The organism is Amycolatopsis sp. NBRC 101858, assembly GCF_030269325.1.
GTDB lineage: Bacteria > Actinomycetota > Actinomycetes > Mycobacteriales > Pseudonocardiaceae > Amycolatopsis > Amycolatopsis ponsaeliensis.
Genome location: NZ_BSTD01000005.1, coordinates 20,883 through 46,038, shown reverse-complemented (window position 1 = coordinate 46,038; position 25,156 = coordinate 20,883). Strand labels below are relative to the sequence as shown.

Genomic DNA, 25,156 nt, shown 5'->3' with positions numbered 1-25,156 from the left:
GCTGAGAGGATGGGCGCCGTGGACACCGAGCAGGTCTGGAGCGCGACCGTCGACCGGCTGCGGTCGCTGATCGACTCCGGGAAGCTGCCGCCGGGCTCCCGGCTGCCCGCCGAACGCGTCCTGTGCGAGGACCTCGGCATCAGCCGCGGGTCGCTGCGGCAGGCGCTGCGCGTGCTCGACTCCATCGGCTACGTCCGGATCCGCGCCGGCTCCGGCACCTACGTCCGCGAGCAGCAGGAACAGCCGCTGCGCACCTGGTTCACCGAGCACGACCAGCTCGTCGAAAAGCTCTTCGACCTGCGCGCGACCGTCGAGCCGACCCTCGCCGAACGGCTCGCGCGGCACGCGACCGCGAAGACCGTGAGCCGGCTCGAGGACAACGTCGCCGAAATGGCGCAGGCCGCCGAAGACGGCGACATGCTGCACGTCATCGCCGCCGACGCCGAGTTCCACCGGGTGATCGCGCAGAACGCCGGCAACGACGACGTCGCCGGGCTGCTGCGGTCCGTGCTCGCCCTGGTCGGCGAGGAGCGGCGGGCGGCGCTGCGGCTGCCCGGCCAGATCCGCAAAGCCGTCGACGACCACCGCGCCATCCTCGACGCCATCCGCCGGTCCGACCCCGCCGCGGCCCGCGAGCTGACCCTGAAACACCTGGTGGACGCCAAGATCTACGCGCACGACTTCGCCGCCCACCCCGAAGAGCGCTAAACTTTTCACAACATTGTGAAACTTTTGGGGGTCGTGATGGAGAAGGTGCACTTCACCGAAGAGAAAGCCACCATGCTGGCCACGCTGTACGGCCGCGCACTCGACAGCCGCGAGGCCGACCCGGTGCTCGGCGACCACGCCGCCGACGAAGCCGTCCGGCAGATCGACTACGACTTCGCCAAGCTGGGGATCACCCGCGACAGCGCGGTGAGCGTCGTCCTGCGCGCGAAGCCGATCGACGAATGGGCCGCCGACTACCTGCGGCAGCACCCCGACGCGATCGTCCTGCACCTCGGCTGCGGCATGGACACGCGCTTCCAGCGCCTCGCCCCGCCGGAGACCGTCCACTGGTACGACGTCGACTACCCCGAGGTCGTCGAGCTGCGCGAGAAGCTCTACGCGGCGGCGCCGAACCACACGAACATCGGCACGTCGGTGACCGACTTCGTCTGGCTGGACGAGGTGCCATCGGACCGCCCGGCGCTGATCGTCGCCGAGGGCCTGACCATGTACCTGACCCCGGAGGACGGCACCGAGCTCGTCCGCCGGCTGGTCGCGAAGGTCCCGTCCGGCGAACTGATCTGCGACGTCTTCAGCAAGTTCGGCATCAAGGCGCAGAAGCTCAACACCCCGGTCCGGCGCGCGAAGGCGACCCTGAAGTGGGGCATCGACGACCCGCACGAGCTGGAGCGCTACGGCCTCGACTTGATGTCCTCTTTGGACGCCGCGCACTGGTCGCAGCCCGAGGTGATGGCCCGGCTGCGGCCGTTCACCCGGTTCCAGCTGCGGCTGCTGAAGTACTTCCCGGCGATGGCCCGGATGGCGCACATCGTGCGGTACCGCTTCTAACGCGACTCCAGCACCCGCGCGACGAACTTGTGCAGCTTCTCCTCCAGCCGCGCGAGGCGTTCCTCCAGCGTGAGCGTCTCGTACGGCTGGGGCACGTCGGACTTCAGCTCGCCACGCACGTACTGGCAGCAGGCCAGGTTCCCGCAGGCGTAGGTGCCCAGCGTGTTGCCCTCGCGGCCGGCCTTTCCCGCGCGCTTGCCGGAGAACAGCGTGATGTCGGCGAGCCCGTGGGTCGTGGTGCAGAAGCCGCAGATGTTGCTGCGCAGCCGGGACTTCGGCGGCGCGGCCGCACGCAGGGCGAGCCCGACCACCTCACCGCCGTACGGCAGCACGAGGTAGGCGCGCCCCGGTGCCTTCGGGTCGCGCCAGCCGAGGAACTCCCGCTTGTCCCACGGGATTTCCTCGGGCCGGGCGGGCAGCGTCACGCCCTTGGCCTCGCCGCGGGTGCAGTTGACGAACGAGGCCCGGATCTCCTCCTGGCCGAGTGGCTCCATGATCCGCACGGTAACCAGCGGCCACCGGCGGTGGCCACGCATTTTCGGCCGTACGATCACCACCGTGCGCAAGATCGCCGTGAAGAACTTCCGGGTGGTGTTGCGGACCAGCCTGGGCTTCGCCGGGCTGGGCATCGGGTCCAGTGTGGCCGGGTCCGGGGTCGTCGCGCTGCTCCTCCTGCTGCAGGGGCTGCCGAACGACGTCGGGGACCGGGGGTGGGTGCTCGGGCTGACCGCGGCCGGGATCGTCGCCGTCTCGCTGCTCGCCGGGACCGCCTGGACGGCCTGGCTGCAGCGGCGGACCGCGATCTGGTTCGTGCTCGGGCGGCCGCCGTCGGAAAGCGAAGCCCGGCGTGCGCTGCGGCTGCCCGTCGACATGGCCGTCGTCAGCGGGACCCTCTGGCTGATCGGCACCGCCGTCCTGAGCGTGCTGGCCGGTGTCCTCGGCTCCGGCGAGGACGCCCTCGGGATGGCCACGGTCATCGGGCTCGGCGGCCTGACCACCGTGGGGCTCACCTACCTCGCCGCCGAGTGGGTGGCGCGGCCGGTGATGACGATCGCGCTGGGGATCCTGCCGCCGCGCGGGTCGCTGCCGGTCACCGTGCTCACCCGGCTCGTCGTCACCTGGGCGCTGGCCAGCGGCGTCCCGTTCGTCGGCGTCCTGCTCGTCGCGACGCCGCCGGACGTCGGCTCGGGCAACCACACCGCCAGCCTGATCATGCTGTCGGTGATCGGCCTCGGCGTCGGCGCGATCGGCACCGCCCTGCTGGCCCGGGCCGTCGCGGCGCCCCTGCACCGGCTGCGCGTCGCCCTCGACCGGATCGCCCGCGGCGACAACGACGTCACCGTCGACGTCGACGACTCCAGCGAGATCGGCCTGCTCCAGACGTCGGTGAACCAGCTCGCCGCGGGCCTGCGCGAGCAGGCGCGGATGCGGGACCTCTTCGGCAGGCACGTCGGCGCCGACGTCGCCCGGCACGCGCTGGAGTTCGGCGCGTCGCTGTCCGGTGACGTCCGCGAGGTCACGGCGTTGTTCGTCGACGTCGTCGACTCGACCGCGCTCGCCTACCGCACCCCGCCGGAAGAGCTCGTCGAGAAGCTGAACCGGCTGTTCGCCGCGGTCGTCTCCGCGGTCGGCGCGCGTGGCGGGCTGGTCAACAAGTTCCAGGGCGACGCCGCGTTGTGCATCTTCGGCGCCCCGACGCGGCTCGCGGACGCGCCGACGGCCGCGCTGGCCGCGGCCCGCGCGATCCGGGACGCGGTGTGCGCGAACGGCGAGCTCGACCTCGGCATCGGCGTCTCGAGCGGCCCGGTGTTCGCCGGGCAGCTCGGCACCAGCAGCCGGCTCGAGTACACCGTGATCGGCGACGCCGTCAACGAGGCCGCACGGCTGACCGAGCTGGCCAAGGCGGTGCCGTCACGGATCCTCGCCAGCGACGCCGTCGTCTCGGCTGCGCTGCCGAGCGAAGGCGCGTACTGGGAGAAGCACGGCGAGCTGGAGCTGCGCGGCCGTCAGGAGCCGACGCCGACTTGGACAGCCGGCCCGGAACCTCAGGACAGCTGACCCAGCTCCGGCCAGCTCAGCACCGTCGAACCCCACGTCAGGCCCGCGCCGAACGCGCTGAGCAGCACGCGGTGCCCGGCGACGAGGCTGCCGTCGGCGTGGGCGTCGGCCAGGGCGAGCGGGATGGACGCGGCACTCGTGTTGCCGACGCGGTCGATGTTGGCGACGACGGCGTCGGCCGGCATGCCGAGTTGCTTCGCCGTGGCCTGGAGGATCCGGATGTTGGCCTGGTGGCCGACGAAGCGGTCGACGTCGCCGACCATCCAGCCCGCGCGCTCCAGCACGGTCCGCGACGACTCCGCCATCCGCGCGCAAGCGTGCCGGAACACCGCGGTGCCCTGCATCGCGAGGAAGCGGTCGCTCGGCTGGTCGGACAGCCGCCGCCGCGCGCCGCCGGCTTCGACCCACAGCAGGTCGGCGAGCTCGCCTTCGCTGTGCAGGTCGAACGGCCCGAACGCGCCGGGTTCGCAGGGCTCGCCGGCTCGCAGCAGGACCGCGCCCGCGCCGTCGCCGAAGATCGGGACGGTCGTGCGGTCTTCGGGGTCGATGAGCGTGGTGAAGGTGTCGGCGCCGATCACGAGCACGCGCTCGGCGAGGCCGCCCGCGATGAACCCGGCCGCGGTGGCCAGCGCGTAGACGAACCCGCTGCAGACGGCGTTGACGTCGAAGGCCGCGGCCGTGCCGAGCCCGAGCCGGGCGGCGACCTGCGGTGCGCTGGCCGGGCAGGGCTGGTCGGGGGTCGACGTGGCGAGGACGACGACGTCGGCGGAACCACCCGCGAGGGCTTCGCGGCCGGCGCCCACCGCGAGGTCCACAGTGGACTCGTCCGGCCCGGCGACGCGGCGCTCCCGGATGCCGGTGCGGGTCCGGATCCACTCGTCCGTGGTGTCGAGCCGGGCGGCGATCTCGTGGTTTCCCAGGACTGTCGTCGGCAACCACGAACCGATTCCGGTCAGCACGGCGGCAGGTGCGGGCACGGGAAAGCCTCCCCACGCCGGCGGGTTGGCGGGCAGACCGGCTGGTCTTCCACTTCTATGGGCTACCCCCTGGTAGACCGGTGAGTTGTGTTCCAGGTCACTGGAAAAGTTGTTTCACTTTCTCCTCGAACGGAGTAGTGAGCGACGTCACGGTGGGGTGAGCCCGGAGCGAACTCCCGGCAAATCGTCGGGGGTGCCGGTTAGCCTGCTGGAGTGCACACTCCCGACCTCGACCAGCTGGACATCGCCATCCTCGCCTGCCTCCAGGAGGACGCCCGCACCATCGCCGAGACGATCGGGGCGAAGGTCGGCCTCTCGGCCGCGGCGGTGCAACGGCGGATCAAGCGGCTGCGCGAGGCGGGCGTCATCGAGCGCGAGGTCGCGGTGCTGTCGCCGCAGGCGCTCGGGCTGAGCATGACGTTCGTGGTCATGGTCGAGATGGAGCGCGAGAACCTGGCGGTCCTGGACGCGTTCCGCCGCCAGGTCCTCGCCGACGACTGCGTCCAGCAGTGCTACTACGTCACCGGCAACGCGGACTTCGTGCTGGTCGTGACGTGCCCGGACATGGCGGGCTTCGAGGCGTTCACCCGGCGGATGTTCTTCGACAACCCGAACGTCCGGCACTTCACCACGAGCGTGGCGATGGACCGGGTGAAGGTCGGGCTCAGCCTGCCACTGGGCCCGTAGGCGGGGTCCACGACCACGGCGTGACGTCGTCAGGGCCATCGTGCCCTTCTGGCGGGCCATCCGCGCGATGCCGTGGGTCCGCGTGAGCCGGGCCTGGTCGTAGCCCTCGAGGCCGACGGCCGCGAGCGTCACCGCGTCCTCGATCGCCTGGCACGCGCCCTGGCCCAGGTCCGGGGTCATCGCGTGGGCCGCGTCGCCGAGCAGCGCCACCCGGCCGCGGACGTACGACGGCAAGTCCGTGACGTCGTTGTGCAGCACCTTCGGCGTGGCGTCGAGGAACGGCTCGACGTGCCAGCCGCGCACCCGGCGCCGGACTTCGGCCAGGTCGTCGTAGCGGATGCCCGGGCGGCGTTCGTGCACCGCCAGCGCCCAGTACACCCGGTCGCCACCGATCGAGGCGGCGCGCTCGGCTCCCGGTTCGAACAGCGCCAGGCCGTCGTCGGCGATGTCCACGAGGCGAGCGTCGCGATGCGCTCCCGGACCACGCGCGGCCGGCGATCGGCGGGATGCCGTACTGCTCGGCATGGTCTGAAGCGATATTCTGGAGCGCTGTCCATTTGGGGGAAGCATGCTTCGAGATCGCCGGATCTTCTTGGTCGCGACTCTGATCGACGCGCTCGGCAGCGGGCTGTGGGTGCCGTTCGCGCTGCTGTTCCTGGTGCACGGCCAGGGCATGGGCCTGCTCGACGCGGGGACGTCGCTGAGCACCGGCGCGCTGCTGGCCCTCGTCAGCGGCCCGGCGACCGGCGCCGCCATGGACCGGTTCGGGCCGCGGGCGCTGCTCGTCGCCGGGAACCTCGTGCGGCTCGCGGCCTTCTGCGCCTACCCACTGGTCCACACCAGCTGGCAGGTGATCGCGGTGTCGGTGGTCGCCGGCTTCGGCGACCGGCTGTTCTGGACGTGCAACGCGCCGATGGTCGCGCGGCTCACGTCCGGGAGCGAAACCGACCGCATGCTGGCGACGCAGACCGTGGGGCGTTTCGCGGGCGCGGGAATCGGGGCGGCGGCGACCGCGGCGCTGCCGACGATCACGAGCCCGTGGGCGTTCCACCTGCTCGCGTACGTGAACGCGGCGAGCTTCGCGGTGGCGGCGGTGCTGATGGGATTGCTGCCGCGGGCCGAAGCTCGCACGCACGCGCCGTCCGGGAGCTGGCGGACGGTGCTCACCAACCGGCCCTTCACCGGGTTCTGCCTCACCCACACGGCTTTCACGCTCGCCAGCGCGAGCAAGTTCGCCGTGCTGCCCATCGTCGTGCGCGATCTCCTGCACGGTCCACAGTGGATCGCCGGGACCGCGATCACGCTCGGCACCGTGGTCGTCGTGACCGCGCAGCGCCCGATCGTCACCCTGCTCGCCGGGCGCAGCCGGACCGCGGCGCTGATCGGCGCCGCGTCGCTGTTCGCGGTTTCCTTCGCCCTGCTGATCCCGTTGGAAATGGTCTCCCTCCACGTTGCGACCGGGCTGATCCTCGTGACGAGCCTCGGGTTCTCCGTCGCGGAGGCAATGTTCGGCCCCACCGGCACCGCGACGGCCGCCGCGGCCGCACCCGCCGGCGCCGAAGGCCGGGCCAGCTCGATCTTCCAGCTCTCCTGGGGGCTGCCCGTCGCGCTCGCGCCCGGCTTGCTGGCCGTCCTGCTCAGCGTCGGCAACGCGCTGACGTGGTCGGTACTGGCCCTGACCTGCACGGCGGCGATCCCGGCGTTGCTCGTGCTGCGGAAGAAGCTCCCCGGAGCCCTGCGCGAGCCGTCACCGGCAGTTGCGGGCTGAACGCAAGGGGTATGTGCCGGACGTTACACCACAATGGACGGATGCAACCGATCAAGTGAACGTGAGAGTTTCTCCGTCATGGCGCAAGGCCCCCGCCATCTCCTCCTCGAACAGTTCGCGCCGCGCGAACCGCCACCCGGACTCCAGGAGGGGCCATGCAGACCGACGCAGTTCACCAGAGCCAGTTCGTGGTGCTGAACGAGAGCACCACGCCCGTCCTGTCCCGCCTCTCCTACCACGCCGACGAGCCGTTCGCGGTCACCGTCGCGTTCCGGACCGAGCGCGGCCGGTGGATCGAATGGACCTTCGCGCGTGACCTCCTCGTGGCCGGCCTCGACGAGCCGGCCGGTCTCGGTGACGTCCGGGTCCGCCCGGACCTGTCCGAGGACGAGGACTTCCTCACCCTGGAAATCGAGTCACCGGACGGCTATGCGTCGTTCGAGCTCGAGGTCGAAGACGTCCGGACGTTCCTGGACGCTTCCTACGAACTGGTGCCGCTGGGCGAAGAGAGCGCGCACTTCGACGTCGACGGGCTGATCGAGGAGATCAGCAACGTCTGACCCCTGAACCTCCCATTCCCGCGGCGAGGACGAGGGCGGGTTTCGAGTGCGCTGGAGGCACTCGAAACCCGCCCTTCGCTGTTTCCGAGGTCAGCTGGTCTTCAGCGTGGTGCCGGTGCCCGAAAGCGCGCCGGCGATCGGGTAGAAGTACGTCACGGACGTGTTGCCGCCGGACAGGATGCCCTGCGCCGAGTTGCCGCTGATGAAGCCGCCGCCCGAGTCACCGGCCGCCGAGCGGACGTTGGTCGCGGTCATGCCGTTGACCGTGCCCTCGGCGTAGCGGACGCTCTGGTTCTTGGCGCCGATGGTGCCGCAGGTCCAGCCGGTGGTCGAGCCGGCCTTGCAGACCGACGTGCCGGTCGCCGCGTTCGACGAACCCCGCACCGCGGTCCCGTTGTTCATCTGCGCGACCGGGGTCCAGCTGCTGTTGGTCCGGACCGCCGCGTAGTCGCTGCCCGGGAACCGGTAGGTGATCCAGCTGCCGAGCGCCGCGCCGTTCGAGCCGGTCAGCGAGCCGCCGCCGGTGAGCGCGCCGCAGTGGCCGGCGGTGACGAACCCGGTGGTGGTCGCGAAGCCGACCGAACAACGCGACGAGCCGCCGATGTAGTAGGCGTCACCACCGCGGATGTTGGCGTGCAGCGTCGGCTTCGAAGCCGCTTCGAGGATCGTGATCGACGACTTGTCCACACCGGACTGCGTGAGGAAGGCGTCGGCCGCGCCGCGCTGGCCCTGCAGCACCGTGACCGTCACGCGGTTGGTGGCGGAATCCACGCCCCAGCCGGTGATCGCGTACGGGGCCGCGTTGTCGCGGGCGTTCAGGGTGTCCACAGTGGAGTCGAGCTGGCGGGCGCTGAACTTCACGACCTCCGCCTCAGCCCCGGACGCCTGGATCTTGGCGACCTCGGCGGCCTTCGTGGTCTGGATGTGCGCCTTGCCCGTGGCGGCGTTGTAGGTGGCGCCGCCGAACGCGTCGCCGAGCGTCGCGCTGACGGCCTCGGTGACCTTGTTCGCGACGTCTTCGCTCTTCAGCCGCGTCAGCACCTGGTCGTGGGTCAGGCCCAGGTCGCGCTGCATGGCGGGCACGATGTCCGGGTTCAGCAGGTCCTGGCCCGACGCGGGGACGGCGAGCGTGACGAGCGCGCCCGTCGTCATCACCGCGGCGGCAGCGGCACCGAAGAGTCTGGCGATCTTCATGCTTCTCCCTAGGTGGTTACGCGCGGCGCTGAACCGGCCACGCAGTGGTACTCCCCCGGGTGAGGGTCCCCGCAGTGGGCGTTACGGTGCAATCCGGGCACCCGGCGAATGGGTATACGCATTCACTCCGGACGAATCCCCTGCTCCAAGCGGTCCGGACCGCGGGTTGTCACCCGGTCGGACAGGTCCTTAAGTAGGGTTTCCGTGAACTACTTTCGGTAGCCGCCACCCCTCCCGGAACGCGTTACGTGCGGCCGAAACGGGGTAGGTGCCGATGTTTCGCACGCACGGTGACCCAGGACCGGCGAATCCCGCGGCAAACCGGTGACAGCCGGTAGGCGGACGGGTCGTGGCGGTACTGACCACCTATTCGGTTAATGGTTTACGGACGGATCAGCGCTGCTTAGGCTCCCGCGCACAGCCCCGGAGTGCGTCGAGGAGGTCCGTATGTGGTTGACGGCTCCCCGCCCCACGTCGGTGAGCGTCCGGTCGGGACCCGCCCGGCTGACCGGCCGCGACACCGAGCTCGACGCCATCGTCGACGTGCTCCGGCGGCGCCCGGCCGCCGTCCTGATCGAGGGCGAGCCCGGCATGGGCCGGACCCGGCTGCTCGCCGAGATCGGGCGCCGCAAGGAGTTCGAGGGCGGCCGCGTGCTCACCGGCGCCTGCCAGCCGCTGCGGGAACCGTTCCCCTACGGGCCCGTCCTGGAAGCGCTCCGCTCGGTGGGCGACACGCCGCTCGGGCCGATGAGCCCGGTCGCCGGCGTGCTGCGGCCGCTGCTGCCGGAACTCGCGGAAGCGCTTCCTCCCCGGCCCGAGCCCCTCGCCGACCCGGTGGCCGAACGCCACCGCGTCTTCCGCGCGGTGCGGGAGCTGCTGCACGCGTGCGGGCCGGCGCTCGTGCTGATCGACGACCTGCAGTGGGCCGACGAGGACACCCGCGACCTCATGCGGTTCCTCGCCGGCGCGATGCCGCCCGAGCTGGCGGTGGTCGCCACCTTCCGGTCGGCGACCGACGTCCGTCCCGGACCGCTCGGCGCGCCCTTCCGCACCGATGCCGCGGTGCACTCCGCGCGCGTCGCGCTGGGCGCGCTCGACGTCACGGCGGTGCGCAAGCTGGCGGCCGAAATCCTCGACCTGCCCCGCGTCACCGACGAGTTCGCGGCGAAACTGCACGAGTGCACCGCCGGGATCCCGTTCGTGGTCGAGGAAACGCTGCGGGCCCTGCGCGAAGCGGCCGAGCGGCTGCCGGTCGGCGAAGTCCTCTCCGACCGGATGCTGGAGAACCTCGAAGTCCCGGTGCTGCTGCGCGAAGCCGTCACCGAACGGCTTTCCACGCTGCCCGACCACGCGGTCCGGCTGGCCGGCGCGGCCGCGGTGCTCGGCGTCGGCGCCGAAGCCGCCGTGCTCGGCGAGCTGGCCGGGCTCCCGGACGACGTACTCCGCACCGCGCTGCTCGCCGCGTTGTCCGGCGGGGTGCTCGGCGAAGTCGGCGACAGCAAGTACGGCTTCCGGCACCCGTTGGCGCGCAAGGCGGTCTACGACACGGTGAGCGGGCCCGAGCGCGCGCTGCTGCACGCGCAGGCGATCCGGGTGCTCGCCGCGCAGCCCGCCCCGCCGCTGACGCTGCTGGCCCGGCACTCCCGCGCGGCCGGCCGCGTCGACCAGTGGCGTCACTACGCCGAAGCCGCCGCGGACGAGGCCGTCACCCGCGGCGAGACGTCCCGCGCGATCGACCTCCTGCAGTCGGTGCTGGCCGAGCCCGGCCCGGCGCAGTCCGACATCGGGCGCGTGGCCGGCAAGCTGAGCCAGGTCGCGCTGCGCGGGTTCCGCCCCGACGTGATCGGCACGCTCGAACGCGTCCTCGAAGAGGTGACGCTGCCGCCGTCGGTGCGCGGCTCGATCCGGCTGAGCCTCGGCATGCTGCAGGTCCGGACCATCGGCGGGCTCGGCCGCGGCCGCCTGGAGGTCGAGCGCGCGATCGGCGAGCTGACCGACCGGCCCGACCTCGCCGCCCGCGGGATCACCCTGCTCGCGCAGCCGATCGACGGGCTGACGCCGTTGTCGTGGCACGAATCCTGGCGCGCCCGAGCGGGCGAGGTGTACGAGCGGCTCGACGACCCGGAGCTGCGGCTCGCGCTGACCGCCGACCGCATCGCGGCCGCGTCACACGTCGGCGACGGCTCGGCGTGGGCGGAGTTCGAGGCGCTGTCGGACACCGTGGGCACGGTCGCCGAGCGCGTCCAGCTGGCCCGGCTGTGGTGCAACCTCGCCGACGGCCAGTCGTGGGCCGGTCACCTCGACCGGGCGGACCGGCTGGTGACCGAAGGCGTCCGGCGGGCGACCGACGCGGGCGCGTTGTACGCGATCGGGCTGATCCAGGGCACCCGCGTCCGGCTCGACTGGGTGCGCGGGCGCTGGAGCGGGCTCGCCGAAGCGGCCGAGCAGCTGCGCGACAGCTACCCGGAGCTCGGCCCGATCGTCATGGAGTCGTCGCTGGTGCTCGGCGGGCTCGCGGCCGTGCGCGGCGAGTTCGCCGCCGCGCAACGGCACCTGGCCGCGGCGAGCGTGCACGCGCCGGACCGCGGGCCGATCCCGGTGGTGCTTTCGGCAGCCGGGGTGCTGATCTCGGTGCTGCTGGCGACCGACGACGTCGACGGCGCGTGCGCGGCGGCCGACACGGCGGTGGCCGCGGCCGGGCGCAAGGGAGTGTGGATCTGGGCGGCGGCGCTGGTCCCGGCGGCGGCCCAGGCGTACGCGCGGGCCGGGCGCTGGCCGGAGGCCGACAACGTGGTGGAGGCGTTCGCCCGCGGCATCGAGGACCGGGACGCCCCGGTCGCGACGGCGGCGCTCATCGCCGGCCGCGCGGTGTTGCTGGAGGCGCGGGCAAAGCACCTGGCCGCGGCGGCGCTGTTCGACGAAGCGGCATCGGGCTACGCGGCGCTGCCGATGCCGTACCCGGCAACGGCGATGCGTGAGCGGGCGGCGATGTGCCGGCTGGCGGCGGGCAACCGCGACGCGGTCGAGGAACTGACGGCGGCGGCCGAGGCGTACGAACAGCTGGGTGCGACGCGGGATGCGGGGCGGTGCCGCCACCAGTTGCGCGAGCACGGCGCTTGGGCACCTTCGCAACGCGGGCGCCGCGGGTACGGGAGTGAGTTGTCGCCACGGGAACGCGAAGTGGCGCGGATGCTGGCGGAGGGCCGGACGAACCGCGAGATCGCGGACGGGCTGTTCCTGTCGCCGCGGACGGTGGAGCAGCACGTGGCGAAGGTGCTGCGGAAGCTGGGTGCGCGGTCCCGGACGGACGTCGCGCGCAAGCTCCCCGGCGAAGTGACGACGGCTCCGGCGGGCTGACCAGCGCCGCGCGGGCCCGGCTCGCGCTGCCGCCCACCAGCACCCCGACGTGGCGTGCGCGCCCGGCTCGCATTGCGGCTGCCCGCCGGCAACCCAACGCGGCGTTCGGCGCACGCCCGGCTCGCACAGCGGCCACCCGCCGGCGCCCCGTGGCGTGGCGCGCTCCCGGGTGAGCGTTGGCGGGGCGGGGGCCGCCGTCCTACCGTGGGCCGGTGACTGAAGCTGCTCTTCCCGCGTGGCGCCGGCGGACCTCCGGGGAGACCCGGTGGCCCGCCATGGGCGTTGTCGTCGCCACCCTGGTGCTGCAGGTTGCCCTGCCCGATGACATGGCGCTGCACCCCCGGTGGCTGCTGCCCGCCGTCTCCGGGCTGCTCGTCGTCGCCCTGCTGCTGGTCAACCCCGGCCGGATGACCGAGTTCAGCGCCGTCGAACGGGTCATCTCGCTGCTGCTGGTCGCGGCCGTCACCACGGTGAACGTCGCCTCCGCGGTGCAGCTGGTCTACGGCATCGTCACCAGCTCCATCGGCGACCGCGCCGGGGCCGTGCTGGTCACCGGCGGGATCGTCTACTGGACGAACATCGTGGCCTTCTCCCTCTGGTACTGGGAGTTCGACCGCGGCGGCCCGGGCCGGCGGGCCGCAGGCCGGGCCGAGTTCCCCGACCTGCAGTTCCCGCAGATGGCCGACCCGGACCTGGCGCACCAGGACTGGGAACCGTCCTACCTGGACTACCTCTACTTCTCGTTCACCAACGCGGCCGCCTTCAGCCCCACCGACGTCATGCCCCTGCGGATCTGGGCGAAGATGACGATGATGCTGCAGGCCGTCGTCTCGCTGGTGCTCGCGGTGATGGTGGTCGCCTGGGCGATCAACAACTTGAAATGACTCAGTGCCGCGAGATCGTGAAGCTCTGGCCGTCCGAGCCGATCGCGCCCGGGATCCAGGTGTTCGTGCCGCGGTCGTCGGCGTTCAGCGCGGACGGGCTGGTCGAGGCCAGGTTCGTCCCGTTGAACTTGACGCCGGTGAACTTGATGCCGCCCGAAATGGTCGGGTAAGAGTCGGTCGGCGACTCGATGATCGCCTCGGCCGACGCGTGCTTGGACGTCAGCGACTTCGTCGTCGTCTTGGTCCAGCCCTTGGTCGTGTCGGACAGGTCGAGCCGGTAGGTGTTGGTGGCGGTGCGCGTCACCGTCGCGGTGATGTGGTCGCCCGCGCCGACCGACACGTTGTAGTACACCGGCGCGGCCGGGTACATCTCGTACCAGGCCGAGTACACCGGACGCCCGCTGGAGCAGTCCGTCTCGACGCCGGTCTGTTCCACTGTGGACGATCCGTCGCCGTCGATGCCGACCCACGGCGCGAAGAGGTCGTTGCTCGACCGGCACGTCACCGTCGGTTCGGTCCAGCTCGCCGTCGCCGTCGTGAAGCTGCCGAAGCTGACGTAGCCGCCCCAGTTGCCGCCCGAGAACTGGTGGCCGTGACGGTGCTCATTAAAAGAGTGCGAACCGTATTCGACCGCGGCGTGGGCGGTGCCCGAGACAGCCAAGCCGGCGGCGGCCGCGGCGACCGCCGTGAGGACGCGGGCAGCGCGCGACGAAAGGATTTTGGACATGCGGAGACTCCGTTCACCGATGGGGACCGGGAAAGCCGTGTCCTCAAGTGTTGGATCCGCACCGAAAAGAAGGTAGCTACTTTAGAATGGTCTTCCCATTGTCCGAAAAGACCCGTAAAGGCCTCCGCGGGGGAAAGAGGCCTTTACGGGTCGATATCGCTCACCTACCGCCCGGTCAGGTGAGCGGGGCTACTGCTGGGCCTGCGCCTTCGCCGCGTCCACGAACTTCGTGGTGTAGGTCTGCGACAGGTCGATCTTGTCCTTCTTCGGCTTCACGTTGCTGGACGACTCGCCCAGCACCTTCAGCACGTTCTGCGCGCCCGCCGGGTCCATCCGGCCGTCCTTGGTGAACATCGGCAGGCTGTCCTTCAGCGACTTCACGTACAGCGCCTTGTCCCCGCCGGCGAACGACGGCGGCATGATGTCGGCGACCTGTTCCGGTGTGTGCGTGGAAATCCACTTCAGGCTTTCGACGTACGCATTGGCCAGTTTCTGCACGATGTCCGGATACCGCTTCACGATTTCGCAGCCCATGTACAGCGAACTGGCCGGGTACAAACCGCCCAAAGCGGCTTTCGTACCTTCGACCGTGCGCATGTCGTAGAGCACCTTCGCCTGGCCGGTGTTCGTCAGCTGCGCGATGGTCGGGTCGGTGGTCATCCCGGCGTCGATCGAACCCTGGTTCAGCGCCGAGATGAACGTCTGCCCGGCGCCGACCTTCACCGGCGTGTACTCCTTCGAGCTGACCCCGCCACGCGAGGCGAGCGCCTTCGTCAGGAAGTCCGTCGACGAACCCAGCGACGTGACGCCGAGGTTGCGGCCCTTGAAGTCCTTGCCGGAGCGGATCTCGCCCGCCTTGCCGGTGGCGACCATCTCGGCCTCGCCCGGCACGTTCGCGAACTGCACGACGCTCTGGATGCACTGCTCCTTGGCCTGCAGGTCGATCGTGTGGTCGTAGAACCCGACGACCCCCTGCACCTCGCCGGCCAGCAGCGACGTCTCGGCGTTGGCCCCCGACGGCTGGTCGAAGAGCTCGACGTCGAGCCCCTGCCGCTTGTACGCGCCGATCTGCTGCGCCAGCTGCCCGGGCAGGTAGATGACCTTCGAGATGCCACCGATCATGATCTTGATGTGCGGCTGGCCGGTGGTGCCGAGCGCGATCTCCCGCGAGTCGCGGCACGCCGTGACCCCGGCCATGGCGACCGCGAGCGCGGCCACCACGCCGACTGTCCTCTTGAGGCGCATGTCAGATCCCCGGCCCCGCGTCGGCCGCCCGCGGCCGCCAGCGCAGCAACCTGCGCTCGGCCGTGGCGATGCCCCATTCGGCCAGCAGCGCGACGACGGTGATGATCAGCATCCCGGCGTACACCCCGGCGGTGTCGAACGTGCCCTGCGCGTTGGCGATCAGGAAGCCCATGCCCGCCTTCGCGCCGGTGTACTCGCCGACGACCGCGCCGATCAGCGCGAAGCCGAACGCGACGTGCAGCGACGACAGGATCCACGACGTCGCGCTGGGCAGCACGATCGACTTCAGCACCTGGCCACGGGTCGCGCCGAGGATGCGGGCGTTGTCGATCACGTTGCGGTCCACCTCGCGGGCGCCGGTGAAGGCGTTGAAGAACACCGCGAAGAACACGAGCACGACGACCGTCGCGACCTTCGACGACAGCCCGAGCCCGAACCAGATCACGAACAGCGCGGCGAGCACGATGCGCGGCAACGCGTTGGCGGCCTTGATGAACGGCGCGAGCACGTCCGCGAGGTAGGCGCTGCGGCCGAGGACCACCCCGAGCACGACCCCGGCGATGGCGCCGATGACGAAGCCGATCGCGGCCTCCTCGACGGTCACCAGGATCTGGTACCAGATCGAGCCGAAGTCCGTGCCGGCGCTGAACCACTCGACGAGCCGTTCCCAGATCTTCGACGGCTTCGAGTAGAAGAACGGGTCGATCCAGTACGTCGCGGTCAGCTCCCAGCTGCCGAGCCACACGACGACGATGGCCAGGCGCAGCAGCCAGATGTTGCGCCGGCGGGCGGACGACTTCCGCTTCTGCTGCGCGATGATGCTCGCTTCGGTCTCGATGACCGGGTTCGGGTTCGCGGTCGGAAGCATGTCAAGCGACACTGGTCGCTCCCTTCTCACGGGCCTTGTCGACCTCGCTGCGCAGCGATTCCCAGATGTCGGCGTAGAGCTTGCGGAACTCCTCGGTGAGCCGCAGCTCCTCGACCTTCCGCGGCCGCTCCAGGGGGATCTCGAAGGTGTCCTTCACGGTGGCCGGCGAGGACGTCAGCACGACGACCTTGTCCGCCAGCGCGATCGCCTCGTCGAGGTCGTGCGTCACGAAGATCACCGCGGCCCCCGAACCGGACCACAGGCGCAGCAGCTCGTCCTGCATCAGCGCGCGGGTCTGCACGTCCAGCGCCGAGAACGGCTCGTCCATCAGCATGATCTTCGGCTTGGTGACGAGCGTCTGGGCCAGCGCGACGCGCTTGCGCATGCCGCCGGAGAGCTGGTGCGGGTAGTACTTCTCGAACCCGGCGAGCCCGACGCGGGCGATCCAGTCGACGGCCTGCGCGCGGGCCTCGGCCTTCGACGCGCCGCGGAAGCGCGGGCCGGAGGCGACGTTGTCCAGCACCGAGCGCCACGGCATCACGGCGTCGGTCTGGAACATGTACCCGACGCCGTCGGGGATGGACTTCACGTCTTCGCCGTTCACCTGCACCCGGCCCGCGGACGGCGGCTGCAGCCCCGAGACCAGCGAGAGCGTCGTCGACTTGCCGCAGCCGGTGGGGCCCACGACGGCGACGAACTCGCCGGGCTGGACGGTCATGGTCAGGTCGCGGACGGCCGTGTGCACGGAACCGGACCCGCTCGGGAACCGCTTGGTGGCTCCGGTGAGTTCGATCAGTGGGGGAACCATGGGGAGGTGACTCCTTCGTCACGTGGTGCCTGTCACGTTGGGAAGGGACGTTAAGTACGGGTGGCGGCCACGTGAAGCTTGTCGACGTTCTGCGTGCGAGCCGCGCGTTCTGAATGTTTTGCTCGTTTAGCGCACGGCCGTGAGCTGGGGGTATGTTCCGACCCATGCCAAAGTGGGCGCTCTTCCCGCGGATGCGGTTCAGCAGGCAGGTGCTGCTGCTGCAGATCGGCGTGGTCGTCCTCGTCGTCGGGATCGGCGTCGCGCTGATCAGCGTCCTCCTGTCCCGCACCCTCACCGAGCAGTACGGCCAGCGGGCGCTGGCCATCGCGAAGTCGGTGGCGGCGGACCCGGTGGTGGTCGCGAACGCCGGCGCGAAGGTGCCGGGCGGCGCGCTCGAGGAGCGGGCGCTGGCCGTGACCGCGGCCAACGACGCGCTCTTCGTGGTGATCACCGACGACCAGGGCATCCGGCTCGCGCACCCGACCGAGAGCCTGATCGGCCAGAAGGTCAGCACTCCCGCGGACCGGGCGCTGGCCGGCGAGGACGAGGTCAGCGCGGTCCAGAGCGGCACCCTCGGGCTGTCCGTCCGCAGCAAGACGCCGATCTGGACGCCGGACCACCGGCGGGTGGTCGGCGAGGTGAGCGTCGGCTTCGACGTGGCCGACCCGACCGGGGCGTTCAACCAGCTCCTGGCGCTCACGCTGGTGTTCGCCGGTGGCGCGCTGCTGCTCGGCGCGGGCGCGTCGGCACTGCTGAACCGGCGGCTGCGGCGCGTCACGCACGGCCTCGAACCGCACGAGCTCACCGAACTGCTCTACGAACGCGAAGCGGTGCTGCACGGCATCGGCGAAGGCGTTCTCGCGGTCGACGAAGCGAACCGCGTCTCGGTGCGCAACGGCGAAGCCGAACGCCTCCTCGGCACCGAGCTCCCGATCGGCGCCTCCATGGCGGAGCTGGAGCTCAGCCCGCGGGTGCACAAGGCCGTCGCCGAAGGACGGCCGGTCGACAACCTCCTGGCGGTGGCCGGGAACCGGGTGCTCGTCATCAACTCGCGCGCGGTCCGGCTGGACGAGCGGGACATCGGCACCGTGCTGACCTTCCGCGACCGCACCGACCTCGACACGCTCACCCGCGAGCTCGACGGCATCCGCGTGCTGTCCGACGGCCTGCGCGCGCAGCGGCACGAGTTCGCGAACCGGCTGCACACGCTCTACGGGCTGCTCCAGCTCGGCCACCACACCGAAGCCGTCGAGTACCTGCAGACGCTGACGGATTCGAGCTCGGCCCGGCCGAGCGAGCTGGGTGACGCCGTCGCCGATCCGTACCTGCAGGCGCTGCTCGTGGCGAAAACCGAGCAGGCGCAGGAAAAGGGGCTCACGCTCAAGCTCGCCGACGACACCTGGGTGCCGACGACCGTGACGGACCCGATCGCCGCGAACACCGTGATCGGCAACCTCGTCGACAACGCGCTGCACGCGGCCCGGATGGGCCCGCGACGGCCGGCGACCGTCGAGATCAGCCTGCTCGCGGAAGACGGCACGCTGCACCTGTCCGTTGTGGACAGTGGGCCCGGCGTGCCCGAAGACCTGCGCCGGACGTTGTTCGACGAAGGCGTGTCGACGAAGATCGCGCCCGGCCACGGACTCGGGCTGGCGCTCGCCCGCCAAGCCGCCCGCGCCCGCGGTGGTGACGTCTGGCTGGCCGGCCCCGGCGACGGCGAGACGGGTGCCCTGTTCGTCGCGAAACTGCCCGGAATGCTGACGGAGGACGGATGATCCGCACGCTCATCGTCGACGACGACTTCCGGGTCGCCGGGGTGCACGCCGGGTTCGTCGAGGAGGTCGACGGCTTCGCGGTGGTCGGCACCGCGCACACCGCGGCCGAAGCCCGCGCCCGCGTCCGGGAACTCGCGCCGGACCTGATCCTGCTCGACGTCTACCTGCCCGACGAGTCCGGCCTCGCGGTGCTCCCGGAGCTGCAGACCGACACGATCGTGCTGTCCGCGGCGACCGACACCGCGTCGGTGGCCGCGGCGATCCGGGCCGGCGCGCTGAACTACCTGATCAAGCCGTTCACCACGCGCCAGCTCGCCGAGCGGCTGACGTCGTACGCGCGCTTCCGCGGCCTGCTCGCCGAAGACCGCGCGATGGGCCAGGACGACGTCGACCGCGCGTACCGGGTGCTGCACGACCAGGACCGCACGTCCGCGCCGAAGGGCCAGTCGACGGCGACGTCCCGGCTCGTCTCGGAGCAGCTGCGCCGGGCGGGGCGCCCGCTGTCGGCCGCGGAAGTGGCCGGTGAGCTGGGCATGGCGCGGGCGACGGCGCAGCGGTACCTCACGGCGCTGGCCGAGTCGGGGACGGTCCGGATGCGGCTGCGCTACGGCGCCACCGGGCGCCCGGAGCACGAGTACCGCTGGTCCGGCGCCTGAGTCAGCGGCGGGTGGTGGTCGTCTCCGCGCGGTACTGGTACTGCTGCATCATGCTTTCGGCCACGTCCACCCAGGACCGGACCGGGTCGGGCGCCGACGACGTCGGCGACGGCAGGTCGACCCGCGCCTGGTCTTCCGCGGAGGCGGTCTTCTTCCCCTGCGGTTTCGCCTGCGCCTGAACGTGTTTCGGGGCCGGCTTGGCGGGCACCGGGACGAACACGGTCGTCGGGGCCGGCGTGGCCACCGGCGCCTGCGGGGCCTGGGGAGCCTGCGGCGCCGGCGCCTCGGCGACGGCCGGGCGCGCGTCCAGCTGGGCCACGTCGTCGGGCGGCGCCGAACCGAACAGGCCACCGGAGAGCATGCCGCCGCCCAGCCACCCGACGGCGACGAGCAGCACCGCGGCGCCACTGCCGAGCCACGTGCGGGCGCGCCGCCGGATCACCACCGACTTCGGCCGCAGGTCCTGGTCGCACACCGGCGGCCGGGTGTAGATCGGCTCGAGCTCGGGCAGGTCGTCGTCGGTGCGACGGCGCTGCGGCAGGCTCGCCGCGATGATGCCGGTGCGATCCAGCAACTCCACCGCGGTGTCGCCGGCCGGACGGGTCGCACTGCGCGGTGCGGTGCGAAGCATCAGGGACCTCCGGTACGGGGCTCGTGGACCTCACGCATTCTGGACCATTTCGGACGGCCCTGTCAGAAACGCAACTCCATTGAGTGAAGCCGTGAGCCGAGGACAACCCGGAAGTCGCAACCGGAAATTCAGCTTTCCATTTTCTTGAGTCCCATGCGCGCGAGGATCGCGAGCGGCCGCTGGTAGGCCGAGCCGAGCACGCGCGGGATGGCGTCGATGACGTAGGCGTCCGGTCCGATGAGGATCCGCGCCGACTTCCGCTCGATCCCGCGCAGGATCGTCTGCGCCGCCTTCTCCGGCGTGGTCTTCGCGATCCGCTCGAAGCCCTGGGCGGCCTTCTCCTGGTCGTCGGCGCCGCTTCGCGAGTTGCGCACGATGTTGGTCTTGATCCCGCCCGGGTGCACGCAGCTGACCCCGACCGGGTGCCGCGCGATCAGCATTTCTTCGCGCAGGGCTTCGGTGAATCCGCGGACCGCGAACTTCGCCGCGTTGTACGCGCTCTGCGTCGGCACGCCGACGAAGCCGAAGACGCTGGAAATGTTCACGACGTGCCCGTCGCCGGAAGCGATCAGGTGCGGCAGGAAGGCCTTCGTGCCGTTGACGACGCCGCCGAGGTTGATGCCCATCAGCCAGTCGTAGTCCTCGAACGTCATCTCTTCGACGGTCGCGCCGAGCGCGACGCCGGCGTTGTTCACGACGACGTTGACGCGGCCGAACTCCCCGGCGACCTCGTCGGCGTGGGCGAGCACGGCAGCGCGGTCGGCGACGTCGAGGACGTACGGGCGGGCGTTGTCGCCGGCCAGCTTCGCCGTCTCCTCGGCGTTCGCGGCGTTGACGTCGGAGAGCGCGACGCGCGCCCCGCGCCGGGCGAACTCGAGCGCCAGCGCCCGCCCGATCCCCGAGCCCGCCCCGGTGACCACCACGACCTTGTCCGCGAACTGCTTCATCGGCCCTCCCTGGAGGTTACTGGTTGGTAACGGATGGTAGCGGCTGTGAGCTTGCTGTGGGTGTGCCGATCGTCTCGCTCCGGCACCTTAAGGTGATGGGGACGAAGACCGGGGGCGACGACGAGGAGGCGATGCACGTGCGGCGGCCCGCCGTCCTGCTGCTCTCCCTCGCCGCGGTCCTGCTGCTCGGCGCGGCCTTCGTGGTCTTCGCGAACCGGGAGCCGCGGTCCGCGAACGCGTCGGCCCCGGACACCGCCGAGGCCGTGCCCGCGTCGACGCCGGACCTGCCCGCGGAGTCCAGCCCGGCGGTCGGCGCGCTGTTCCTCGACGGTGCGCACTACTGCACGGCCAGCGTCGTCCACAGTGACCAGGGCGACGTGCTGCTGACCGCGGCCCACTGCATCCACGACGGCGAGGGCGGCGACTACCTCGCCGGCGTCACGTTCGCGCCCGCCTACCACGACGGCGTCGCGCCGTTCGGCTTCTGGACGGTCTCCGACGAGCTCGTCGCGCCCGGCTGGAGCACGTCGTCGGACCCGGACCTCGACGTCGGCTTCGCCACCGCGCACCAGGCCGGGGCCACCAAACCGCTGGAAAGCCTGGTCGGCGCGAACACCCTCGCGACGGGAACAGACTTCGAGCAGGCCATCACGCTCACCGGCTACCCGGACGACTCCGAAGTCCCGGCCGTCTGCCGGAACACCACGACCCGCCAGGACACCTACCAGCTGAAAGTGGACTGCGCGGGCTTCCCGACGGGCACCAGCGGCGGCCCGTGGGTGACCGCGCCGGACCCGAAGACCCGCCTCGGCACGGTCATCGGCGTCATCGGCGGTTTCGAGTACGGCGGCGACGACCCGGACACGTCGTACTCGAGCTACTTCGACACGGACGTCCAGGCCCTCTACCGGCAGACGGCCGCCCGGGCATGATGCGCGTATGAGTGATCCCGTCGACGTACCCATCACCGGCGAGCCGATCCGGCTCGGCCAGTTCCTCAAGCTGGCCGGCCTCGCCGAAGACGGCTCCCACGCGAAGGACCTGATCGACGCGGAGGAGGTCACCGTCAACGGCGAGGTCGAGACCCGCCGCGGCCGCCAGCTGACCGACGGCGACGTCGTGGCGGTCGGCGCGGACCGCGGCAAGGTCGTGCTGGTCCACTAACCCACGCTGGTCAGCGGCGGCAGGCCGATCGACGCCGCCAGTGCGTCCAGCTCGCGGCGCACCGGGCCGGACAGGGGCACCCCCAGCGCGCGGCACTGCTCCAGGTGCTGGGCCTCGCGCCAGCCGGGGTAGCGGATCGGCGCCCCGCCCTCCCAGCCGAGCATGCTGCCGAAGAGCGCGCTGGCCGCGCGGTAGAAGCCGTCGGCGCTGCGCAGCGTCGTCGGCGCGATCGCCAGCACCAGCAGGCCGGTGTCGTGCTCGTGGTCGGCCACGCCGGACAGCACCCCGGCGAGGACCTCGACCAGCAGCGTCAGCCCGGCGCCTTCCGAGCCGGAGCGGTCCATGTCGAAGACGAACTCGGGGTACGCGCCCCCGGGCGCGGCCATGCCCAGCGGGTTCATCGGCTGGCCTGGCTCGCCGCCCGCGGCGAGCACCAGCCCGATCATCGCGTGCGGCAGGGCCCGCGCGGCGTGGTGCCCGGCCCGGCCGAACGGCCCGATTCCGCGCAGTGAGACGAGCCCGACGCCGAAGCGGCCGGCCCGCGTCACCGCCCGGTCCATCGCGTCGCCGACCGCCCAGAGCCCGGGCGCGCGGCGGTAGTCGAGCAGCGCGGCGGCCCCGCGGTCAGCGATCATCAGTGGCTCGGCGTGCGGCACGACGTGCCCGGTCTTCAGCATCGGCAGGTGGATGCGGGTCAGGTCGGCGACACCGGTGTCCGGGGAACCGGTCAGGTCGCCGTGGCAGAGGGCTTCCGCCGCCATGCGGGCGCGGGTTTCGGGGAAGCCGTGAGCGGCGAAGACGTGTGCCACGAGGGTGACCAGCTCGTCGGCCCGCACGCGCGGCCAGGCCTGTTCCGGGATCGGGGTTTCCGGGGTTTCTTCTTCGAGGGTGCGCGGTTCGGGACGGGCGGAGCGGAAGGGACGCGGTCTGAGAGGCACTTCCCCGACACTGCCCAACTGCGGGATCCGGCGTCAACGAGGTGGGGCCGGGCCTACCCGACCGTGTGATCGAGGCGTCCGAAGCGTCGTACCCTGGGCGGCATGTGCCGAAACATCACCACCCTCCGAGGGCTCCAGCCGGCCGCGACGGGCGAGGAGATCGAGGCCGCGGCCCGCCAGTACGTCCGCAAGGTGACCGGCGTGCAGTCGCTTTCGGACGCCACGCGCGAGCCGTTCGAAGCGGCGGTCGCCGAGATCACGGAGATCACCACGCGGCTGCTGGAGCAGCTGCCCGAACGCCGTCAGCCGCCGGCGACCATCCCGCCGCTGCGCCGTCCCGAGGTGCAGGCGCGGATCGCGGCCAAGGCGCTGAAGCAGGCCTGAAAACTGTCGTACCCCGTCGATAGGCTGGCCGCATGAGCGGACAGGGCTTGGTGCTGGGCGGCGGCGGAGTCGCCGGCGTCGCGTGGACGACGGGGTTGCTGACCGGGCTGGCCGAGAGCGGCCAGGACCTGACGGGCGCGGACCTGCTCGTCGGGACGTCGGCGGGCTCGGTGGTCGCGGCGCAGGTGACGAGCGGGACTCCGCTCCCCGAGCTGTTCGCGCGCCAGGCGGACCCGGCGCGCCAGACCCCGGAGATCCCGGCCGAGATCGACTTCGAGAAGTTCGCGGCCGACTTCGGCGGCGCGGTCACCGGCTCGACGTCACCGGCCGAGATCCGGCGCGCGGTGGGCCGGCTCGCGCTGGCGGCCGAAACGGTGCCCGAAGCGGACCGCCGCGTGGTGATCGAAGCGCGACTGCCGGTGCACGAGTGGCCGGAGCAGCGCCTGGTGATCGTGGCGGTGGACGCCGAGACCGGCGAGCCGCGCCGCTTCGACCGCGCGTCCGGGGTGTCCCTGGTCGACGCGGTGGCGGCCAGCTGCGCGGTCCCGGGCGTCTGGCCGGCGGTGACGATCGGCGGCAGGCGGTACGTGGACGGCGGCGTCCGCTCGGCCGAGAACGCCGACTACGCGACGGGCTGCACCCGCGTCACGGTGGTGTCGCCGCTGGGGGTGGACGCACCGCTGCCGATGGAGAAACCGCTGCTCGCAGTGCTGGACGACCTGCGCGCGGCGGGCGCGGAGGTCGCCCTGATCACCCCGGACGAGGCTTCGGTGGCGGCGATCGGCGAGAACCCGCTGGACCCGGCGACCCGGACCCCGGCGGCGGAAGCGGGGCGAGCCCAGGGCGCGGCCCTCACGCTCGCCTGGACCTGAGCCGCCCGAGCCAGGCCTTCAGCGCGAACCCGCCGATCACGAGGAGAACGGTGCCGAACGTCACGAGCGCCACCAGCGGCGGCTCGTGCACGGTGTCGACCGCGACGTGCTCGCCGTCCGGCCAGTACCGGACCCCGATCCGGGTGCCGGCGGCGTACTCGCGGGTGTTGCCGTTGGCGATCCGCACCTCGCGGACCCGGCTGCCACCCGGCTCGTCGACGCGGACGGACGCCGTGCTCCAGCCGGTGATCCGCTCCACGGTCCCGGCCGAAGTGGCCGACCCCGAGTAGTAGGAGATCGCGCTCCCGGCGCCGAAGACGGCGGCGAGCACCCCGAAGATCACCAGCAGGGGGCGGATCCCGTCGGTCCACGGTTTCCGGTCTGCCTCACCCATGCCCGGAGCACGTCCCAGGCCGGGCGAAGGTTGCCTCGGAGGCCGTCGGCTACCCTCGTGGAGCGAGGTAGCGTGTCCGAGCGGCCGAAGGAACATGTCTTGAAAACATGCGAGGGGGCAACCTCTCCGTGGGTTCGAATCCCACCGCTACCGCTCCAGGCCCCGGGCGCGGAGTAGCCGCGCCCGGGTCAGCCGTCCACCTCGGACAGGTGGCCCAGGACCCGGTCGAACGCCGCGGCGATCGTCGCCTGCTCCGCGGGGCTCAGCAGGTCGATGAGGTGCTCTCGCACCCCTTCCAGGTGGGTCGGCGCCGCCTTCGCCAGCAGGGCCAGGCCCTCGTCGGTCAGCTCCGTGATGACCCCGCGCTTGTCTTCCGGGTCGCGGACCCGGAGGACGAGCCCCGCGTCTTCGAGCCGGCCGACCTGGTGCGACAGCCTGCTCTTCGTCGATCCCATCAGCAGGGCCAGTTCGGACATCCGCATCCGGTGCCCGGCCTGCATCTCCAGGCACACGAGCACTTCGTAGTCGGTCAACGACACGTCGTGCTGCACGGCCAGCTCGCGGTGGAGCACCTGTCGCAGCTTCAGGGTCGCCACGATGTAGGAGCGCCACGCCGCCATCTCGGCTTCGTTCAACCAACGCACAGGCCGCTCCTCGGTCATAAGGCAGCCTAGAACGCTGATCAAGGGACCGCGCGGTCCGAGT

The 25,156-nt window shown here is 71.5% G+C and carries 26 protein-coding genes, 1 tRNA gene and 1 pseudogene; 15 read left to right on the top strand and 13 right to left on the bottom strand.

Going from position 1 to position 25,156, the window contains the following annotated elements:
- The first annotated feature begins 18 nt into the window (after window positions 1-18).
- Both QSK39_RS34070 and QSK39_RS34065 read left to right on the top strand, forming a co-directional pair.
- Entirely contained in the window at window positions 19-708 is a 690-nt protein-coding gene (locus tag QSK39_RS34070; protein ID WP_285481988.1) for a FadR/GntR family transcriptional regulator, read from the top strand.
- Window positions 709-744: 36 nt separating this feature from the next.
- The gene (locus QSK39_RS34065; protein ID WP_285481987.1) at window positions 745-1,557 is read left to right on the top strand and encodes a class I SAM-dependent methyltransferase; all 813 of its coding nucleotides are present in this window, start codon (window positions 745-747) and stop codon (window positions 1,555-1,557) included.
- Here the strand turns inward: QSK39_RS34065 and QSK39_RS34060 are convergent.
- Window positions 1,554-2,051 carry an FBP domain-containing protein gene (locus QSK39_RS34060; RefSeq protein ID WP_285481986.1) on the bottom strand — a complete coding sequence of 166 codons (498 nt, stop codon included), beginning with the start codon at window positions 2,049-2,051 and terminating at the stop codon, window positions 1,554-1,556. The genes QSK39_RS34065 and QSK39_RS34060 overlap by 4 nt on opposite strands.
- Before the next feature lie 64 nt (window positions 2,052-2,115).
- Here QSK39_RS34060 and QSK39_RS34055 point away from each other — a divergent pair, with 64 nt between their 5' ends.
- Complete coding sequence (locus QSK39_RS34055) at window positions 2,116-3,615, top strand: adenylate/guanylate cyclase domain-containing protein (RefSeq protein ID WP_285481985.1); 1,500 nt, start codon at window positions 2,116-2,118, stop codon at window positions 3,613-3,615.
- Here QSK39_RS34055 and QSK39_RS34050 read toward each other — a convergent pair.
- The gene (locus QSK39_RS34050) at window positions 3,603-4,592 is read right to left on the bottom strand and encodes a beta-ketoacyl-ACP synthase III (RefSeq protein ID WP_285481984.1); all 990 of its coding nucleotides are present in this window, start codon (window positions 4,590-4,592) and stop codon (window positions 3,603-3,605) included. The genes QSK39_RS34055 and QSK39_RS34050 overlap by 13 nt on opposite strands.
- Before the next feature lie 213 nt (window positions 4,593-4,805).
- On the opposite strand from QSK39_RS34050, the gene QSK39_RS34045 reads away from it, so the two are divergent.
- Window positions 4,806-5,279, top strand: a complete 474-nt coding sequence (locus QSK39_RS34045) for an Lrp/AsnC family transcriptional regulator (protein ID WP_285481983.1) — start codon at window positions 4,806-4,808, stop codon at window positions 5,277-5,279.
- A gap of 132 nt (window positions 5,280-5,411) precedes the next feature.
- Here QSK39_RS34045 and QSK39_RS53330 read toward each other — a convergent pair.
- A pseudogene (locus QSK39_RS53330) lies at window positions 5,412-5,804 on the bottom strand (FAD-dependent monooxygenase); the annotation flags it as partial.
- Between the two features lie 43 nt (window positions 5,805-5,847).
- On the opposite strand from QSK39_RS53330, the gene QSK39_RS34035 reads away from it, so the two are divergent.
- The gene (locus QSK39_RS34035) at window positions 5,848-7,047 is read left to right on the top strand and encodes an MFS transporter (protein WP_285481982.1); all 1,200 of its coding nucleotides are present in this window, start codon (window positions 5,848-5,850) and stop codon (window positions 7,045-7,047) included.
- 155 nt (window positions 7,048-7,202) lie between these two features.
- Window positions 7,203-7,607 carry an SsgA family sporulation/cell division regulator gene (locus QSK39_RS34030; RefSeq protein ID WP_285481981.1) on the top strand — a complete coding sequence of 135 codons (405 nt, stop codon included), beginning with the start codon at window positions 7,203-7,205 and terminating at the stop codon, window positions 7,605-7,607.
- A gap of 90 nt (window positions 7,608-7,697) precedes the next feature.
- On the opposite strand, the gene QSK39_RS34025 is transcribed toward QSK39_RS34030, so the two are convergent.
- A complete protein-coding gene (locus QSK39_RS34025) occupies window positions 7,698-8,801 on the bottom strand; it encodes a S1 family peptidase (protein ID WP_285481980.1) in 1,104 nt (367 codons plus the stop codon).
- Between the two features lie 447 nt (window positions 8,802-9,248).
- Here QSK39_RS34025 and QSK39_RS34020 point away from each other — a divergent pair, with 447 nt between their 5' ends.
- A complete protein-coding gene (locus QSK39_RS34020; protein WP_285481979.1) occupies window positions 9,249-12,158 on the top strand; it encodes an ATP-binding protein in 2,910 nt (969 codons plus the stop codon).
- Between the two features lie 275 nt (window positions 12,159-12,433).
- Window positions 12,434-13,042 (top strand): hypothetical protein, encoded by a 609-nt coding sequence (locus QSK39_RS34015; protein ID WP_285482832.1) that lies wholly within the window; start codon window positions 12,434-12,436, stop codon window positions 13,040-13,042.
- 1 nt (window position 13,043) lies between these two features.
- Here QSK39_RS34015 and QSK39_RS34010 read toward each other — a convergent pair whose 3' ends face one another.
- The 4 genes from QSK39_RS34010 to QSK39_RS33995 all read right to left on the bottom strand — a co-directional run bounded on the left by QSK39_RS34010 (window position 13,044) and on the right by QSK39_RS33995 (window position 16,690).
- Window positions 13,044-13,769: a G1 family glutamic endopeptidase gene (locus QSK39_RS34010; RefSeq protein WP_285481978.1), complete on the bottom strand. Its 726-nt coding sequence runs from the start codon at window positions 13,767-13,769 to the stop codon at window positions 13,044-13,046.
- Window positions 13,770-13,958: 189 nt separating this feature from the next.
- The gene (locus QSK39_RS34005) at window positions 13,959-15,014 is read right to left on the bottom strand and encodes an ABC transporter substrate-binding protein (RefSeq protein WP_285481977.1); all 1,056 of its coding nucleotides are present in this window, start codon (window positions 15,012-15,014) and stop codon (window positions 13,959-13,961) included.
- 1 nt (window position 15,015) lies between these two features.
- Window positions 15,016-15,882, bottom strand: a complete 867-nt coding sequence (locus tag QSK39_RS34000) for an ABC transporter permease (protein ID WP_285481976.1) — start codon at window positions 15,880-15,882, stop codon at window positions 15,016-15,018.
- Window position 15,883: 1 nt separating this feature from the next.
- Window positions 15,884-16,690, bottom strand: coding sequence for an ABC transporter ATP-binding protein (locus QSK39_RS33995; protein ID WP_285481975.1), 807 nt, complete (start codon window positions 16,688-16,690; stop codon window positions 15,884-15,886).
- 191 nt (window positions 16,691-16,881) lie between these two features.
- Here QSK39_RS33995 and QSK39_RS33990 point away from each other — a divergent pair, with 191 nt between their 5' ends.
- A complete protein-coding gene (locus QSK39_RS33990) occupies window positions 16,882-18,465 on the top strand; it encodes a sensor histidine kinase (protein WP_285482831.1) in 1,584 nt (527 codons plus the stop codon).
- Window positions 18,462-19,121: a response regulator gene (locus QSK39_RS33985; RefSeq protein WP_285481974.1), complete on the top strand. Its 660-nt coding sequence runs from the start codon at window positions 18,462-18,464 to the stop codon at window positions 19,119-19,121. Before QSK39_RS33990 ends, QSK39_RS33985 begins: the two co-directional genes overlap by 4 nt.
- A gap of 1 nt (window position 19,122) precedes the next feature.
- Here the strand turns inward: QSK39_RS33985 and QSK39_RS33980 are convergent, their stop codons facing one another.
- Window positions 19,123-19,752 carry a hypothetical protein gene (locus QSK39_RS33980; RefSeq protein WP_285481973.1) on the bottom strand — a complete coding sequence of 210 codons (630 nt, stop codon included), beginning with the start codon at window positions 19,750-19,752 and terminating at the stop codon, window positions 19,123-19,125.
- 128 nt (window positions 19,753-19,880) lie between these two features.
- Window positions 19,881-20,699, bottom strand: a complete 819-nt coding sequence (locus tag QSK39_RS33975) for an SDR family oxidoreductase (protein ID WP_285481972.1) — start codon at window positions 20,697-20,699, stop codon at window positions 19,881-19,883.
- A 131-nt stretch (window positions 20,700-20,830) separates the two neighbouring features.
- On the opposite strand from QSK39_RS33975, the gene QSK39_RS33970 reads away from it, so the two are divergent.
- Together QSK39_RS33970 and QSK39_RS33965 are read left to right on the top strand one after the other, a co-directional pair.
- Window positions 20,831-21,631 (top strand): trypsin-like serine peptidase, encoded by an 801-nt coding sequence (locus tag QSK39_RS33970; RefSeq protein ID WP_285482830.1) that lies wholly within the window; start codon window positions 20,831-20,833, stop codon window positions 21,629-21,631.
- Between the two features lie 7 nt (window positions 21,632-21,638).
- Window positions 21,639-21,863, top strand: a complete 225-nt coding sequence (locus tag QSK39_RS33965) for an RNA-binding S4 domain-containing protein (protein ID WP_285481971.1) — start codon at window positions 21,639-21,641, stop codon at window positions 21,861-21,863.
- Here the strand turns inward: QSK39_RS33965 and QSK39_RS33960 are convergent.
- Window positions 21,860-22,801, bottom strand: a complete 942-nt coding sequence (locus QSK39_RS33960) for an Ldh family oxidoreductase (RefSeq protein WP_285481970.1) — start codon at window positions 22,799-22,801, stop codon at window positions 21,860-21,862. The genes QSK39_RS33965 and QSK39_RS33960 overlap by 4 nt on opposite strands.
- Before the next feature lie 102 nt (window positions 22,802-22,903).
- On the opposite strand from QSK39_RS33960, the gene QSK39_RS33955 reads away from it, so the two are divergent.
- Both QSK39_RS33955 and QSK39_RS33950 read left to right on the top strand, forming a co-directional pair.
- Window positions 22,904-23,185 carry a DUF2277 domain-containing protein gene (locus QSK39_RS33955; protein ID WP_285481969.1) on the top strand — a complete coding sequence of 94 codons (282 nt, stop codon included), beginning with the start codon at window positions 22,904-22,906 and terminating at the stop codon, window positions 23,183-23,185.
- A 32-nt stretch (window positions 23,186-23,217) separates the two neighbouring features.
- Window positions 23,218-24,057, top strand: coding sequence for a patatin-like phospholipase family protein (locus QSK39_RS33950; protein WP_285481968.1), 840 nt, complete (start codon window positions 23,218-23,220; stop codon window positions 24,055-24,057).
- Here the strand turns inward: QSK39_RS33950 and QSK39_RS33945 are convergent.
- Window positions 24,038-24,451, bottom strand: coding sequence for a hypothetical protein (locus QSK39_RS33945; RefSeq protein ID WP_285481967.1), 414 nt, complete (start codon window positions 24,449-24,451; stop codon window positions 24,038-24,040). The two genes, QSK39_RS33950 and QSK39_RS33945, sit on opposite strands and share 20 nt — an antisense overlap.
- 66 nt (window positions 24,452-24,517) lie before the next feature.
- Between QSK39_RS33945 and QSK39_RS33940 the strand changes: the two genes are divergently transcribed.
- Window positions 24,518-24,604 (top strand) — tRNA-Ser (locus tag QSK39_RS33940).
- Between the two features lie 35 nt (window positions 24,605-24,639).
- Here QSK39_RS33940 and QSK39_RS33935 read toward each other — a convergent pair.
- Window positions 24,640-25,113 (bottom strand): MarR family winged helix-turn-helix transcriptional regulator, encoded by a 474-nt coding sequence (locus QSK39_RS33935; RefSeq protein WP_285481966.1) that lies wholly within the window; start codon window positions 25,111-25,113, stop codon window positions 24,640-24,642.
- Between the last annotated feature and the right edge of the window lie 43 nt (window positions 25,114-25,156).

Bases quoted from the DNA above. Each gene is read 5' to 3' on its own strand.
- QSK39_RS34065 (WP_285481987.1), top strand. From the start codon at position 745: ATGGAGAAGGTGCACTTCACCGAAGAGAAAGCCACCATGCTGGCCACG.
- QSK39_RS34060 (WP_285481986.1), bottom strand. From the start codon at position 2,051: ATGGAGCCACTCGGCCAGGAGGAGATCCGGGCCTCGTTCGTCAACTGC.
- QSK39_RS34035 (WP_285481982.1), top strand. From the start codon at position 5,848: ATGCTTCGAGATCGCCGGATCTTCTTGGTCGCGACTCTGATCGACGCG.
- QSK39_RS34030 (WP_285481981.1), top strand. From the start codon at position 7,203: ATGCAGACCGACGCAGTTCACCAGAGCCAGTTCGTGGTGCTGAACGAG.
- QSK39_RS34025 (WP_285481980.1), bottom strand. From the start codon at position 8,801: ATGAAGATCGCCAGACTCTTCGGTGCCGCTGCCGCCGCGGTGATGACG.
- QSK39_RS34020 (WP_285481979.1), top strand. From the start codon at position 9,249: ATGTGGTTGACGGCTCCCCGCCCCACGTCGGTGAGCGTCCGGTCGGGA.
- QSK39_RS34015 (WP_285482832.1), top strand. From the start codon at position 12,434: ATGGGCGTTGTCGTCGCCACCCTGGTGCTGCAGGTTGCCCTGCCCGAT.
- QSK39_RS34010 (WP_285481978.1), bottom strand. From the start codon at position 13,769: ATGTCCAAAATCCTTTCGTCGCGCGCTGCCCGCGTCCTCACGGCGGTC.
- QSK39_RS34005 (WP_285481977.1), bottom strand. From the start codon at position 15,014: ATGCGCCTCAAGAGGACAGTCGGCGTGGTGGCCGCGCTCGCGGTCGCC.
- QSK39_RS34000 (WP_285481976.1), bottom strand. From the start codon at position 15,882: ATGCTTCCGACCGCGAACCCGAACCCGGTCATCGAGACCGAAGCGAGC.
- QSK39_RS33995 (WP_285481975.1), bottom strand. From the start codon at position 16,690: ATGGTTCCCCCACTGATCGAACTCACCGGAGCCACCAAGCGGTTCCCG.
- QSK39_RS33990 (WP_285482831.1), top strand. From the start codon at position 16,882: ATGCGGTTCAGCAGGCAGGTGCTGCTGCTGCAGATCGGCGTGGTCGTC.
- QSK39_RS33985 (WP_285481974.1), top strand. From the start codon at position 18,462: ATGATCCGCACGCTCATCGTCGACGACGACTTCCGGGTCGCCGGGGTG.
- QSK39_RS33980 (WP_285481973.1), bottom strand. From the start codon at position 19,752: ATGCTTCGCACCGCACCGCGCAGTGCGACCCGTCCGGCCGGCGACACC.
- QSK39_RS33975 (WP_285481972.1), bottom strand. From the start codon at position 20,699: ATGAAGCAGTTCGCGGACAAGGTCGTGGTGGTCACCGGGGCGGGCTCG.
- QSK39_RS33970 (WP_285482830.1), top strand. From the start codon at position 20,831: ATGCACGTGCGGCGGCCCGCCGTCCTGCTGCTCTCCCTCGCCGCGGTC.
- QSK39_RS33965 (WP_285481971.1), top strand. From the start codon at position 21,639: ATGAGTGATCCCGTCGACGTACCCATCACCGGCGAGCCGATCCGGCTC.
- QSK39_RS33955 (WP_285481969.1), top strand. From the start codon at position 22,904: ATGTGCCGAAACATCACCACCCTCCGAGGGCTCCAGCCGGCCGCGACG.
- QSK39_RS33950 (WP_285481968.1), top strand. From the start codon at position 23,218: ATGAGCGGACAGGGCTTGGTGCTGGGCGGCGGCGGAGTCGCCGGCGTC.
- QSK39_RS33945 (WP_285481967.1), bottom strand. From the start codon at position 24,451: ATGGGTGAGGCAGACCGGAAACCGTGGACCGACGGGATCCGCCCCCTG.
- QSK39_RS33935 (WP_285481966.1), bottom strand. From the start codon at position 25,113: ATGACCGAGGAGCGGCCTGTGCGTTGGTTGAACGAAGCCGAGATGGCG.